The following is a 13,991-nucleotide window of genomic DNA, read 5'->3' as shown; positions in this document are numbered from 1 at the left end:
ACACCGACTGCAACAACCAGGACGCCCGTGCCGAAGCTGAAGGGGGTCAGGATGTAGATCAGTGCACCAGCGGCGGTGAAGTTGGCGGTCAGACTGATGAGACTGCCGGCGATATTCGACACTGCGAGCAGCATCTGACTTGAAGAGCCATGCCGAGCGTGAACCAGCTCAGCGAGAGTGTGCGCATGTGGCGCAAGCTTTCGGAAACGCATTCCGAAGGGGTAAATGCAGAGAATCATCAACGCGCCCCACAATCCATAATGGATTGGGCCGGAGATTCCGTAGATATAACCTGCCTCGGCTGCAGCGTAGAAAGAAGCTGCCCATACCCAGGTCGCGGTCATTGATGAGGCTGAGAAACCGTAGCCGATAGCTCCACTGGAAACCATGAAGCCGTCGACGTTTTCTTTACGTTCCCGGATTGTCAGAGTGATGAGAAAAGTTACTCCGAAGAATCCGACTAACATCAAAATAGTCGCCCATGAACTGAACTGAAAGCCGTTCAAATCTCCTCCATAACTTCGGGACCGAAGTATTGAGTTGAACCCGCGGCATGAGGTAGTCGGGCAGGAAGCCGCGACTTTCCGGTCCCGACTAAAAAAGTTAATACACGTAACTCTGCCTGCGGGGTGATTCGAGTGCTGGATCAATATAACAGGATTTATCAATCCAAAACTAATCAAAATTTGATGCTTTTACGTTGAATTTTAAATATGATACGATTATTAATTTTTATAAAAATGGCGTCGTGGCCTATTTATGGAGAGTTTTGAGGGGCTTTTGGCAGGTGTTTTTCGGCAAGATTTAAGGATCGCCCCCACTTGTTGTTTATGGGTGAAGCACTGGGGAATTGCTTGCTGAAGAAAGGGTTTTGGGTGATGGGTGGAGGAACCTGCAATGAGGGAAAACCTTATTGTCGATAACCGATCTTTCGAGACCTGAAAAACTTTTTCCCGCCTCCCCCTATTTATGCATTTGTTTAGCTCTTTAGCTCATGGGAGGGGTTGCTTGTTTGAAGGTTTATCCCCTGAGGCCCTGAAGCAAGGTGGGGGAGCACTGTCCCCGCAGTGCAGTTCCCTCCGGCTGTGGTGAGTGTCGCGATCTCAGAATGTCCCTGTGTGGGTGTTGTACAAGCTGAAACTCATCTGAGACTGTGCAAGGACATAATGCTCTTTTCTGCCAGCTCTCAAAGTCATGCTGCAACGCCATAGAGCGACGCATGTATCAGCCGTGCATTCCGGGGCCCGGATGACAAATCCCCCTGACCTTGCAACTGTCATGGTTACTGGTCAGAGGGATTTCGTTGTGCCCTGAGCAGGAATCGAACCTGCGACACCCGCTTTAGGAGAGCGGTGCTCTATCCACTGAGCTACCAAGGCGTACTGGACTAGATTAGCGCATGATCGCCGCCGGGGGGAAAAAGGGGCAAGTTAAGCCTCAACTCAGCTCCTACGTTGCGATTCCGACGTAGACTGGAGGGGTATTTGAAACTTACCTCAAGGAGTGGTCATGTCTGAACTGAAGCCTTCGTTCCACGATGTGCAGCGCCGACCGATCGTTGTCCGTCAGATCACCAAGGACAACGTCCCCGCACTGGCAGTCGATGAGCTCCAGGAGGACGGTTCCACCCGTCGCATCCTGCTGCTGAACAAGTACGATGCCAAGCAGCTCAGTGCCGCATGTGATCGCTACCTGCAGGAGATCTTCTCCGCTACCTTCGCCGGAGTGAACACGGATCTGTCCCCAGAGGATATGGCCCGCATGTTCGACGATGAAGATGAGTAACTGACCTGTAGAAGTCAGCAATGGCGCCGACAACCCTGGTGAACAAGGGGTCGTCGGCGCCATTAGTCTTTCTTTACCCGCAGGCTCTAGGAAAGATCCTGGATCTTGGCCAACACATCAGCCGCCGGTGGATTGGTGGCGTGGGTGCCGTCGGAGAATTTCACGGTGGGCACGATGCGGTTGCCATCATTGACGGACTTGACCCATTCACCGGCTTCCTCGTCCTGGTCCACATCGATGACGACGTATTCAGAAGGGTCGAGGTCGCGGAGACCCTTGAGCAGGGATGCGCAGTAAGGGCACCAGTCGGTGGCGTAGATGGTTGCATGAGCCATGTTGTTCTCCTTGTTATTTAACAATGATTTAGGTGTTTTTCACCCAGCGTTGGAATTTGAAGCGGTGGGTATCGTCCTGCTGCCAGTCACTTTCCTGATCCAGAGTGAAGGTGTCCGGGATTACAGGGGCGTAGACGGCTGCGTCGCCCAGTTCCTCAGCGAAGGTGGCGTCCACGATGGTGACTTCCAGGACATCGGCATCAGCCACGGTGGCCGCATAGATTTCTCCACCACCCATGATCCATCCCTCGGTGGGGAGTTCATGGATGATGGTGGCGCCATGGGACCAGTCACCTGGTTCCTGACGGGAGAGCACGAAGTTTTCCCGTCCTGGCAGTGGGCGGAAACGTTCAGGGAGTGATTCCCAGGTTTTGCGTCCCATGATGACCGGCTGGCCCATGGTGATGTCCTTGAAGTGCTTGAGATCCTCCGGGATGTGCCAGGGCATGCCCTGGCCGTCACCGATCACCCGGTCGAGGCTCTGTGCCCAGATTGCGCCGATCGTCATACGGCGACCTTGCCGCGGATCAGTGGGTGCGGATCATATCCGGTGACCACGACGTCGTCGAAGGTGTAGTCGAACATGGACGCAGCCTTGTGCAGCTCCAGGGAGGGGTGGGGGCGTGCTTCGCGGGAGAGCTGTTCATCCACCTGTTCGCGGTGGTTGTCGTAGATGTGGCAGTCACCACCGGTCCAGATGAATTCGCCGACCTCAAGGCCTGCCTGCTGAGCGAACATGTGGGTCAGCAGCGCGTAGGAGGCGATGTTGAAGGGCACGCCCAAGAACATGTCTGCGGAGCGCTGGTAGAGCTGACAGGAGAGCTTGCCATCAGCAACGTAGAGCTGGAACAACAGGTGGCAGGGTGGCAGAGCCATGTTCTCAAGTTCGGAGACATTCCATGCGGAAACGATGTTGCGGCGGGAATCCGGGTTGTTCTTCAACACCTCGAGTGCACCGGCGATCTGGTCGATGTGGCGACCGTCCGGGGTAGGCCAGCTGCGCCACTGAACGCCGTAGACAGGCCCCAGCTCGCCGTCCTCATCGGCCCATTCATTCCAGATGCGGATGTTGTTGTCCTGCAGCCACTTCACATTGGAGTCACCGCGGAGAAACCACAGGAGTTCGCCGACCACAGAGTGGAAGTGGACCTTTTTGGTAGTGAGAAGTGGAAAGGAATCTGCAAGGTTGAAACGGATCTGCTGGCCGAACAGCGAGGTGGTGCCGGTGCCGGTGCGATCGCCCTTGTGGGATCCTTCGTCTCTGATTTTACGGAGGAGATCCTCATATGGGGTGGAGATGGCAGTCATGGTTCCCGAGTGTAGTCATTTACCTGCCAGGGACACACCTGGGATGAAACAACAGTGTTGAGTATCCCCTGGGTGCAGCTGATGTGACCGTTTCTGTTAGTGGTGCTTTTAGTAGGAGCCGTTTTCTTCCAGGAACTTCGCGGCGATGACGAGGATTTCCTCGGCAATCTCCGGGCGGCAGATGAGCACGTCGGGTAAGAATGTGTCCTTGTTGTTGTAGGTCAGTTCGGAACCGTCCAGGCGGGAGCAGTGCAGACCGGCGGCCTTGCAGACTCCGACTGGTGCTGCGGAGTCCCATTCGTACATGCCACCGGCGTGGATATAGGCGTCATAATCACCAAGCAGGACATGCATGGCCTTGGCACCCGCTGAGCCCAGGGCTTCGGTCTCAAAACCGAGCTGTTCGGCCACATGGGAAGCCACCTGCGGAGGGCGATTATGGGAGATGGCCACGACCTTGGACAGGGGGCCACTAACGGCGCGGGCATCAGCGGAGTGAAAGACCACCCCGAGGTCGGGAAGACCGACTGCGGCGTGGGTGGGGACACCGTTTTCCACCAGCGCGATGTGAACGGCCCAGTCCTGTCGCCCGGTGGCAAACTCCTTGGTGCCGTCCAGAGGATCAATGATCCACACGCGGTTCTTGTTCAGACGCGCCAAGTCGTCGGCGGCCTCCTCGGAGAGGAAACCATCATCGGGGCGATGCTGATCCAGCACACGGGCGATCCAGTTCTGGGCCAGATCATCACCGGCATCACCTAGGTTGCGTCCCCGGAGTACGCCGACATTGCGGACACCTTTGAGGATTTCGCCAGTTCCCTGCGCCAGGCGCTTGGTCAGAATCGAATCATTGAGCTGAGCAGTCATGACCTTGATTCTAGACTTTTGGTTACATTAAGGCATGACTAATAGCATTCTCACCCGTTTCCGCCCACAGGTATCGGAGTGGTTCCGGGATGTCTTTGAAGCACCCACCGCGGTCCAGGAGGACACCTGGAAGGCGGTGGCTGATGGAGAGAATGCTCTGGTGGTGGCACCCACCGGATCAGGTAAAACCCTAGCTGCCTTCCTCTGGGCCCTGAACTCGCTGGTAGAACAGTCAGGACAGACGGTGTTGGATACCGGAACACCTGCTCCGGTGGAAGGCCACCAGGTCAAGGTGCTTTATATTTCCCCGCTCAAGGCACTGGGTGTGGATATTGAAAACAACCTGCGGGCCCCCCTGACGGGTATTGCGCGTACCGCAGCCAGGATGGGGCTGGATGTGCCCAACATCACCGTCGGGGTCCGCTCGGGTGACACCCCGAGTGCGGAACGCTCCAGGCAGGTCAGGAAACCACCGGACATCCTCATCACCACCCCGGAATCGGCATATCTCATGCTCACCTCCAAAGCCGGGACCATCCTCAAAGACGTGGATGTGGTGATCATCGATGAGATCCACGCGATGGCCGGCACCAAACGCGGCGTCCACCTGGCGCTGACCCTGGAACGCCTGGAACGCCTGGCAGGCAAACCGATCCAGCGCGTCGGGCTTTCTGCCACGGTGCGTCCCCTGGAGCGGGTCGCACAGTTCCTCGGCGGCGACCGCGCGGTCACCATCGTGGCCCCGCCCTCTGAGAAGAAGTGGGAACTCACCGTCACCGTCCCGGTGGAGGACATGTCGGACCTGCCGGTGCAGGAACCGGGATCCACCATCGGGGAGTTGGTCATTGATGATCCCCTGGGCCTCACCGGTCCCAGTGAGGCAGAATCCGCTCTGCCCACCCAGGGGTCGATCTGGCCGTTCATTGAGCAGCAGGTGTATAGGCAGGTGATGTCGGCGCGTTCCACCCTGGTGTTTGTGAACTCACGTCGCACCGCGGAAAGACTCACCAGCAGGCTCAATGAGATCTGGGCTCTGGAATATGATCCAGAATCTCTGTCCCAGGAACGCCGCCGACCCCCAGCCCAGGTCATGGCGTCTGCCGATGAGGTGGGCACCGCCCCTGCGGTGATCGCCCGTGCCCACCACGGATCAGTGTCCAAGGATGAACGCGCCATGACAGAAACCATGCTGAAAGAAGGCACCCTCAAAGCCGTGGTGGCCACCTCTTCCCTGGAACTGGGTATCGACATGGGGGCGGTGGACCTGGTCATCCAGGTGGAATCCCCACCGTCGGTGGCCAGTGGCCTGCAGCGCGTTGGGCGCGCCGGGCACTCGGTGGGTGCGACGTCGATAGGCACCTTCTACCCCAAACACCGTTCGGACCTGGTGCAGACCGCGATCACCGTGCAGCGGATGAAGGAGGGGCTGATTGAGGAACTCAAGGTTCCCATGAATGCCCTGGATGTGTTGGCACAGCAGACCGTCGCCGCGGTGGCGATCGCCGATGTCAACGTGGATGACTGGTATGACACGGTGCGCCGCGCCCACCCTTACCGCGAGCTGGACCGAGAGGTCTTTGATTCAGTGATCGACCTGGTCAGCGGTGTGTACCCCTCCACAGATTTCGCCGAACTTCGTCCGCGCATCATCTTTGACCGGGTGTCCGGCATGCTGCAGACCCGACCCGGCGCGCAGCGGGTGGCGGTGACCAGTGGTGGCACGATTCCGGACCGTGGGATGTTTGGGGTGTTCCTCATGGGTGGGGAGGGCACGCCGAGGCGGGTGGGTGAGCTGGATGAGGAGATGGTCTATGAGTCGCGGGTGGGTGATGTGTTCACACTCGGTGCGTCGAGCTGGCGGATTGAGGAGATCACCCGTGATCAGGTGTTGGTCACGCCGGCGCCGGGGCATACGGGCAGGTTGCCGTTCTGGACAGGTGATCAGGCGGGTCGCCCTGCGGAGCTGGGTCGGGCCCTGGGTGCTTATCGACGCCTGATTCTTCATGATCCTGACTCTTCTGGGTTGGAGGGGTGGGCGCATGACAATCTGGTGTCTTATCTGCAGGAGCAGGAGGAGGCCACGGGTGTGCTTCCGGATGAGAAGACTCTGGTGTTGGAGCGTTTTAAAGATGAACTGGGGGATTGGCGCATCGTGTTGCACACGCCTTTTGGCCGTGGTGTGAATGCTGCGTGGGCGTTGGCGGTGGGGGCGCGTATTGCTGAGTTGACCGGCATGGATTCCCAGGCGGTGGCTGGTGATGACGGCATTGTGCTGCGCCTTCCTGAAGGTGAGGAGGAACCGGGCGGAGCATTGTTCCTCTTTGATCCGGATGAGATTGAGAAGATCGTCACGGAGCAGGTGGGTAATTCCGCTTTGTTTGCCAGTCGTTTCCGGGAATGCGCCGCGAGGGCTTTGTTGCTGCCGCGCCGGAATCCCGGCAAGCGTGCACCTTTGTGGCAGCAGCGGCAACGGGCAGCCCAGTTGTTGGATGTAGCCCGAAAGTATCCGAGTTTCCCCATCATTTTGGAGACAGTCCGGGAGTGCTTACAGGATGTCTATGATCTGCCTGCGTTGCGGGAACTGGTGCAGGACTTAAACCTACGCAGAGTGCGGATAGCTGAGGTGACCACCCAGCAGCCCAGTCCGTTTTCATCTTCACTGTTGTTCAATTACACCGGTGCCTTCATGTATGAGGGGGATTCCCCGCTGGCGGAGAAACGTGCCGCAGCCCTGGCATTGGACCCGTCACTTCTGGCCAAGCTGCTGGGCGAGGTGGAATTGCGGCAGCTGTTGGAGCCGGATGTGATCGAGGAGGTACACACCCAGCTGCAACGTAAGGGGGACCGCCGAGCACGCAACAATGAGGAGCTGGCTGACAGCCTGCGCATCTTAGGGCCCATTCCGGTCGATGAGCTAGGGGAGCACATCAGCTTTGAGGGTGTTGACCTGGGTGAGCGTGCCATGAGGGTGCGCATCAATGGCCGTGCTCATCTGGCGCAGGTGTTGGATGCCCCGTTGTTGCGTGACGCCCTCGGGGTACCGGTTCCCCCAGGTGTTCCCGCCCAGGTAGAAACCATCACCGATGCCCTGGAACAGCTGGTCAACCGGTGGGTGCGTACCCGTGGACCGTTCGTGGCACAGGACTTGGCTGATGCCTTCGGTCTGGGGATTGCCACAGCACACACCGCTCTGCGTAATGCCGATGTGGTGCAGGGCCGGTATCGGCAGGGCGTGCAGGAACAGGAGTACTGCGCCACCGAGGTGTTGCGCCGTATCCGTACGCGCAGCCTGGCGATAGCCCGCCAGCAGACCAGACCTGTCTCCCAATCAGCCTTTGCACGTTTCCTCCTGGACTGGCAGCAGGTGGCGGCAGTTGGTGGGCAAGCTTCCCTGCGGGGGGTGGATGGCACTTTTGCAGTGATTGAACAGCTCGCCGGTGTGCGCCTGCCCGCCAGTGCCTGGGAGGACCTGGTCCTGCCTTTTCGAGTGAGCGGATACTCGCCACTGCACCTGGATGAACTCACCTCAAGCGGGGAAGTCCTGGTGGTGGGTGCTGGCCAGGCTGGTTCGCAGGATCCGTGGATCATGCTGCTGCCAGCTGACTATGCAGCACAACTCATGCCAGAACCAGTGGGCATCAGTCTGACATCCCTGCAGGAATCTGTCCTGGAGGTGCTCGCCCCGGGTGGTGGTTTCCGCTTCGCTGACATCCTGAGTGATGTCACCGGTGGGGATCTGGGGCTTGTCACCGGGCAGGCCAGCGCGGAACAACTCCGGCAGGCACTCTGGGGGCTGGTGGAAGCTGGCCTGGTCAGCCCTGATTCCTTCGCCCCAGTGCGTGCCCGCCTGGCAGCTGGCACCACCGCACACCGCGCCTCCAGGCGCCCCAACCGCTCCCGCCTGCGCATGGGACGCACCTCCTTCGCCCAGACCGAATCCTCACCACCGGATATGCGGGGCAGGTGGTCATTGTCAGTGACCCCAGCACGTGATGCCACCACCCGTTCCCTGGCACATGGTGAAGCCTGGCTGGATCGCTATGGGGTGGTCACTCGCGGCAGCGTGGTTTCTGAAGACGTGATCGGTGGTTTCGCCCTGGCTTATAAGGTGCTCTCCAGTTTTGAGGAAAGCGGCAAGGCTCTGCGTGGCTATCTCATCGAAGGACTGGGGGCAGCACAGTTTTCCACCCCTGCCATCATTGACCGTCTGCGTGGTCTGGATGATTCCCCCGATGTGGAGGGCTGGCCTTCCGGTACCACGGATCCAGAGGTGTTCCTGTTGGCTGCAGCTGATCCTGCCAACCCTTATGGGGCAGCTCTGCCCTGGCCAGAGCAGGGGCCCAGCAGGGCAGCCGGCGCCACCGTGGTCATCGCTGATGGTTTGTTGCTGGCGCACCTCACCCGTGGTGGGCGCACCCTGACACTGTTTAACCAGGAGATGGCGAATGCCGTGGAACTGGTGGCACGTGCTCTGGCGGCACAGGCGAAACTGGTGGTGGAGAAGATCAACGGTGAATCAGTTTTCGACTCACCCCTTCTAGCCGCCTTCCGTGGGGCTGGTGCCAGCATCACCCCACGGGGCATGCGTTTCAGATCAGGTGCAGGATCCTCCACCTACTCTCACACTTATGCCTCACCCACCCCTGAGGTGCTTTCCTTCGATGACCCACCGTTTGATCCGCCGCCTGCTTCGCCGCCGGGCGGCAACAGGCCTTTTCGTGGCGGCTTCGGACGTCGTTAAGCTATAGCTCATGCCTGAGGGTGATTCCGTATTCCAGCTGTCCCGCCGCCTCCAATTCATGCGCGGCCGGGAAGTGCTGGCCACCTCACTGCGGGTGCCCTCCGTGGCACTACATGATTTCACCGGCCACACCGTCCACCGGGTCTGGCCCTATGGAAAACACCTCTTCATGCAGTTCGGGGAACAGATCCTGCACACCCACCTCAAGATGGAAGGCACCTGGGCCGTCCACCGCAAAGGCGATCGCTGGCGCAAACCAGGCCACACCGCACGCGTGGTACTGGACCTTTCCGGGGAACAGACCATCGAGGTCGTAGGCCACTCCTTAGGCTTTGTCCGGGTTTTCCCTGCCTCCGAGTATCCGAAACAGATCAGCCATTTAGGCCCGGACGTGCTGGCACCCGAATTCGACGTGGACGCAGCACGCGCCAACATCCTTGCCCGCCCCCAACGCTCCATAGGCGAGGCACTCTTGGACCAATCCAACCTGGCAGGAGTCGGCAATGAATACCGCGCCGAAATCTGCTTTCTACTGGGAGTCCACCCTGCAACACCCGTAGCCCTGGTGAACGTAGACCGCGCACTCCACCTCAGCCGCCATCTGATGTGGGAAAACCGCAACTCACCCATCCGGGTCACCACAGGGATTCGGCGCGCCGGGGAGGCAACTTATGTCTTTGGACGCAACAACAAACCCTGCAGGCGGTGCCGCACCCGCATCATGAAGGCGGAGCTGGGAGAGAGAATCATCTGGTGGTGCCCCGTGTGCCAACCACTAAGCTCGGGAGCATGAGGCTTTTACTAAATATCATCTGGTTTGTCTTCGGTGGGATCTGGCTGGCGCTGGGGTATGTCGTCTTCGGCATCATCGCCTGCATCTTCATCATCACCATCCCGGCGGGTATCGCCAGTTTCCGCATGGCCAACTACGCGCTGTGGCCCTTTGGCCGCACCGTGGTCCGCAAGGTCCATGGTGGCAACGGACTGTCTGCGGTATCCAACTTCATCTGGTTTTTCATCGCAGGCATCTGGCTGGCGGTCGGGCACATCACCACTGCTGCTGCCCAGGCGGTGACCATCATCGGCATCCCCCTGGCGATTGCCAATGTGAAGATGATCCCGGTGACCTGTTTCCCCTTCGGCAAGGAGATCGTGGACAGCAACCACATCCCGGTCGGCTATGAACCGATGATCAAGCTCTAGAAGGGCTTAATCCTGACCATCAGAGGTGGCCCGGGTGGGGCTCATCTGACGGCGGATGAGGAAGGCCAGAATACCCAGCAAGATGACAGCGATGATGATGTACACCACGGAGGAATAGCTCTCAAAGGCAGTGGTGACAGTTTCCCATTCCTCACCAAGGCGCACACCAGCCCAGATCAGCACCGCGTTCCAGATGGTGCTGCCCACCAGGGTGAGAAGCCCGAACTTCCAGGGATTCATCCGGTCGATTCCCGCCGGGATGGAGATCAGACTACGCACACCGGGGATGAGACGTCCGAAGAAAACCGACCAGGTGCCGTATTTATCAAACCAAGCCAGGGCATCATCAACATCCTTGGCTTTGACCAGCCACATCCAGTCAGCGATCCTGCGTAAGCGCTCCGCCCCGAAAGCCTGCCCCACCCAGTAGAGGAGGAAGGCACCCGCTAGGGAACCACTCACGGAAAAGAGCAGGGCCAACCACACATTGATCTCACCTTGTGCGGAGGTAAAGCCTGCCAGGGGGAGAATCAGCTCACTGGGGATGGGCGGAAAGATATTCTCCAGGAAGACAGCCAGTCCCACACCAGGTGCCCCGAGTGTTTCCATGATGCGAATGATCCAGTCAATAATCACTTCTTTTTCTTCATTCCCATCTCGTAGTAGAGCAGCTCCTCCTGCCTGTTGAGGTCAACCAGGATGCGTGGGATCATCGGGACGAAGAAGATACCGAGAATGAGCAGTCCCGTCCATTCTGCGGCGAGAAGAAACTGTGCAACTCCCAGCAGGACGATGAATCCCGAGAGACAGATGACGTCCAGAACCTCGAGTTGACGACCCCGATGACGCAACATGGAATGCCATGCCTGGTGTGCCGCGGGGGCTCCACCGACATCAGCAAAGATATTCTCCAGGTCCTGGCTACTTTCCGCGACTGCGACCAGTAGCTTCCTGGTGGTGTATTCCTCTGTGCTCAACCTGCCACTGCTCAGGTGTATTTCGAGGGTACGCTCTGCAGCAGCCCGATCATATGAGTTGAGAAGGTAATCCTTTGAATACATAGGAAACTCCTACGTTCCTGTCTGGTCTTCCACATAAACCTGCCGGGTGGCAAAGAATCCTCCACCTAAGACGATGGCTGTGGCCACCACGAAGATACCCAACACAAGTGTGAAGGTGCCTGTGGCATCCAAGATGAATCCGGTGAGTAGAGGTCCCATGCATGCCACTGTATAGGCAAGACCCTGTCCGAAAGAGCTCAGCGCAGTAGCCCCTGCAGTGGTCTTTGCCCGGATATTAATCAGGGTCAGTGCCATGGGGAAGGCAAGCGGGCCCAGACCAGACAGGGTTGTCCACAGCCAGGGGGCTGCCATCGGTGCGAGACACAGTCCCGTATTACCCACCAAAAAGACAATGGAGGCAACAATCAGGATGGGGTAGCAGTTGGATACCCGGGCTACCACCCAGGGACCAATGATGTTTAGCGGCAGACCGAGAATGGACCACCAGCCCAGGAGTGCTGCGCCCAGCTGGGCATCGGGGACCATCTGGGGGAGGAAGGTCATCAGGGAATAGGTGGTGAACGAGGTGAAACCGAACATCAGTCCCAGCCCCACACCCACCGAGGTCTTCCACACCGGGATCTTCATGGACAGTTGGGGAGTTGTCACATCAGCACGTGCCACCGGCGCGGTCAACAATGGGATCCAGGTGGTGGCGGCGATGATGCCCAACAGTGCCCAACCACCCAGGGACACCCGCCAACCGGTCATACCGATGTGTGCTGCCCATGCGGAGATCGGCACTGAGAGAATCGGTGCCATCGCCTGGACCACCTGCGAGGTGGTCAGGTAGGTCATGGACATCGCTGCCACCCGGTTGGGAAAGTATTCGCGCACTGCCAGGGGCATGAGCGCGTTGGTGATGCCGATGCTGAACAGCGCCAACACTGAACCCATGATCAGGGTGCCAGGTCCGCCCAGGACACGGATGACCTGCCCGGCGGCGGTGAGCAGCATGGCACCCATCAGCAGTTGGGAGGTGGTGAACCGGACCTTCAGACTGGGGAGAGCAAAAGCGGCGGTGGCGAACATGGCGGTGGGGATCATGCCCAACACACCGAAAAGAGAAGCACCGACCATCAGATCATCCTGGATCTCTGATACCAGCGGGGACAGTGCTGTGATGGCGGTCCGAAGGTTCAAGGAGGTCAGGACGATGGCGCTCAGTGCCATCAGGCGGGGATATCTCACCCCACCAATGTTAAGGGATTACCTATCGGTTTGTGCGGTACCACTTAATCAGTGCGTCGGTGGAGGAATCACCGGAGTCAACCTCAACCTCACCGGAGACCGCAGGGGCCAGATCATTGGCCTGCTGCTTACCCAGTTCCACACCCCACTGATCAAAGGGATTGATGTCCCAGATAACACCTTGGACGAACACGATGTGCTCATACAGTGCAATCAGGGCACCGAGGACCGCCGGGGTGAGCTCTTCGGCCAGGATGGTGGTGGTGGGGCGGTTACCTGGCATGACCTTGTGGTTGACCAGGTCTGCAGCCACACCTTCTGCGGCGATCTCCTCCGCGGTCTTACCGAAGGCGAGCACTTTGGTCTGTGCGAAGAAATTACTCATCAGCAGGTCATGCATGGATTTTTCCCCCGCTGGAAGATCCTGCTTGGGACGAGCGAAGCCGATGAAGTCAGCAGGAACCAGGCGGGTGCCCTGGTGGATCAGCTGGAAGAAGGCATGCTGACCGTTGGTGCCAGGCTCACCCCAGTAGATCTCACCGGTGCTGGTGGTGACCGGGGAACCGTCACGACGCACAGACTTGCCGTTGGACTCCATGGTCAGCTGCTGCAGATAAGCGGCGAAACGACTCAGGTCCTCAGAGTAGGGGAGCACCGCGTGGGTTTCGGCATCGTGAAAGTCTGAGTACCAGACACCGAGCAAACCCATGAGCACTGGAATGTTCTTAGTGAACTCGGTGGTGCGGAAGTGTTCATCCATGGCGTTGAAACCACCGAGGAAACGCATGAAGTCCCGCGGACCGATGACAGCCATGAGGGACAGGCCGACAGCAGAATCCACGGAGTAGCGTCCACCCACCCAATCCCAGAAACCGAACATGTTCTCAGTATCAATACCAAAGGCTGCGACCTTCTCAGCATTGGTGGATACCGCCACGAAGTGTTTGGACACGGCATCTTCAGAGCCGAGCTCTTCGACCAGCCAGTTCCTGGCGGCATTGGCGTTGGAGAGGGTCTCCTGGGTGGTGAAGGTCTTGGAGGCGATGACAAAGAGGGTAGATTCCGCATCCAGGTCCTCCAGAACGGAGACCATGTCAGCAGGGTCGACATTGGAGACGAACTCTGCGGTGATACCGGCGGTGGCGTAGGCACGCAGGGCCTTGGTGGCCATGGCCGGACCGAGGTCGGAGCCGCCGATGCCGATGTTGACCACCTTCTTGATGGTGCGGCCGGTGTAACCGAGCCAGGCGCCGGAACGTAGGGCGGTGGCAAAATCACGCATGCGGCCCAGAACCTCGTGGACATCAGCAGCCACATCCTGGCCATCCACCTCAAGGTGATCCTCGACGGGAAGACGCAGCGCGGTGTGCAGGACTGCGCGATCTTCGGTGTTGTTGATGTGATCGCCGCGGAACATGGCGTCGATACGCTCCTTCACACCGGCTTCCTCCGCCAGGGCGACGAGTTCGGTGAGGGCGGCATCATCAAGCAAGTTTTTGG

The 13,991-nt window shown here is 58.9% G+C and carries 12 protein-coding genes, 1 tRNA gene and 1 pseudogene; 4 read left to right on the top strand and 10 right to left on the bottom strand.

Annotated elements, in window-relative coordinates; genetic code table 11:
- Together Q0M74_RS08965 and Q0M74_RS08960 are read right to left on the bottom strand one after the other, a co-directional pair.
- Nucleotides 1–467 (bottom strand): annotated as a pseudogene (locus Q0M74_RS08965) (sodium:proline symporter); the annotation flags it as partial.
- Between the two features lie 839 nt (nucleotides 468–1,306).
- Nucleotides 1,307–1,379: transfer RNA gene (locus Q0M74_RS08960), tRNA-Arg, on the bottom strand.
- Between the two features lie 130 nt (nucleotides 1,380–1,509).
- Between Q0M74_RS08960 and Q0M74_RS08955 the strand changes: the two genes are divergently transcribed.
- Nucleotides 1,510–1,785 (top strand): hypothetical protein, encoded by a 276-nt coding sequence (locus Q0M74_RS08955; protein ID WP_293953563.1) that lies wholly within the window; start codon nucleotides 1,510–1,512, stop codon nucleotides 1,783–1,785.
- A gap of 86 nt (nucleotides 1,786–1,871) precedes the next feature.
- Here Q0M74_RS08955 and Q0M74_RS08950 read toward each other — a convergent pair whose 3' ends face one another.
- The 4 genes from Q0M74_RS08950 to Q0M74_RS08935 form a co-directional block, all read right to left on the bottom strand.
- Nucleotides 1,872–2,120 (bottom strand): mycoredoxin, encoded by a 249-nt coding sequence (locus tag Q0M74_RS08950; RefSeq protein ID WP_293953561.1) that lies wholly within the window; start codon nucleotides 2,118–2,120, stop codon nucleotides 1,872–1,874.
- 28 nt (nucleotides 2,121–2,148) lie between these two features.
- Nucleotides 2,149–2,628, bottom strand: coding sequence for a dihydrofolate reductase (locus Q0M74_RS08945; protein WP_293953559.1), 480 nt, complete (start codon nucleotides 2,626–2,628; stop codon nucleotides 2,149–2,151).
- The gene (locus Q0M74_RS08940) at nucleotides 2,625–3,428 is read right to left on the bottom strand and encodes a thymidylate synthase (RefSeq protein WP_293953558.1); all 804 of its coding nucleotides are present in this window, start codon (nucleotides 3,426–3,428) and stop codon (nucleotides 2,625–2,627) included. Before Q0M74_RS08940 ends, Q0M74_RS08945 begins: the two co-directional genes overlap by 4 nt.
- A 108-nt stretch (nucleotides 3,429–3,536) precedes the next feature.
- Nucleotides 3,537–4,295 carry a 3'(2'),5'-bisphosphate nucleotidase CysQ gene (locus tag Q0M74_RS08935; protein ID WP_293953556.1) on the bottom strand — a complete coding sequence of 253 codons (759 nt, stop codon included), beginning with the start codon at nucleotides 4,293–4,295 and terminating at the stop codon, nucleotides 3,537–3,539.
- A 34-nt stretch (nucleotides 4,296–4,329) separates the two neighbouring features.
- Between Q0M74_RS08935 and Q0M74_RS08930 the strand changes: the two genes are divergently transcribed.
- From Q0M74_RS08930 to Q0M74_RS08920, 3 genes are read left to right on the top strand one after another with little or no spacing between them, the layout of a single operon-like run.
- Nucleotides 4,330–9,036 carry an ATP-dependent helicase gene (locus Q0M74_RS08930; RefSeq protein ID WP_293953554.1) on the top strand — a complete coding sequence of 1,569 codons (4,707 nt, stop codon included), beginning with the start codon at nucleotides 4,330–4,332 and terminating at the stop codon, nucleotides 9,034–9,036.
- A gap of 10 nt (nucleotides 9,037–9,046) precedes the next feature.
- Nucleotides 9,047–9,829, top strand: a complete 783-nt coding sequence (locus Q0M74_RS08925; protein ID WP_293953552.1) for a DNA-formamidopyrimidine glycosylase family protein — start codon at nucleotides 9,047–9,049, stop codon at nucleotides 9,827–9,829.
- Nucleotides 9,826–10,239 carry a YccF domain-containing protein gene (locus Q0M74_RS08920; protein ID WP_293953550.1) on the top strand — a complete coding sequence of 138 codons (414 nt, stop codon included), beginning with the start codon at nucleotides 9,826–9,828 and terminating at the stop codon, nucleotides 10,237–10,239. Before Q0M74_RS08925 ends, Q0M74_RS08920 begins: the two co-directional genes overlap by 4 nt.
- Before the next feature lie 6 nt (nucleotides 10,240–10,245).
- Here Q0M74_RS08920 and Q0M74_RS08915 read toward each other — a convergent pair whose 3' ends face one another.
- The 4 genes from Q0M74_RS08915 to pgi all read right to left on the bottom strand — a co-directional run.
- Entirely contained in the window at nucleotides 10,246–10,875 is a 630-nt protein-coding gene (locus Q0M74_RS08915) for a DedA family protein (RefSeq protein WP_293953548.1), read from the bottom strand.
- A complete protein-coding gene (locus tag Q0M74_RS08910; RefSeq protein ID WP_293953546.1) occupies nucleotides 10,872–11,300 on the bottom strand; it encodes a DUF1707 domain-containing protein in 429 nt (142 codons plus the stop codon). Before Q0M74_RS08910 ends, Q0M74_RS08915 begins: the two co-directional genes overlap by 4 nt.
- Nucleotides 11,301–11,309: 9 nt before the next feature.
- Complete coding sequence (locus Q0M74_RS08905; RefSeq protein WP_293953544.1) at nucleotides 11,310–12,491, bottom strand: YbfB/YjiJ family MFS transporter; 1,182 nt, start codon at nucleotides 12,489–12,491, stop codon at nucleotides 11,310–11,312.
- A gap of 22 nt (nucleotides 12,492–12,513) precedes the next feature.
- Nucleotides 12,514–13,991: glucose-6-phosphate isomerase (pgi, locus tag Q0M74_RS08900; RefSeq protein WP_293953541.1), on the bottom strand; the 1,478-nt coding region annotated here is incomplete at its 5' end.

It is taken from the genome of uncultured Corynebacterium sp. (genome assembly GCF_945649885.1).
GTDB lineage: Bacteria > Actinomycetota > Actinomycetes > Mycobacteriales > Mycobacteriaceae > Corynebacterium.
The sequence above is the reverse complement of the archived record's forward strand: the minus strand, read 5'-3'. Positions and strand labels throughout refer to the sequence as shown.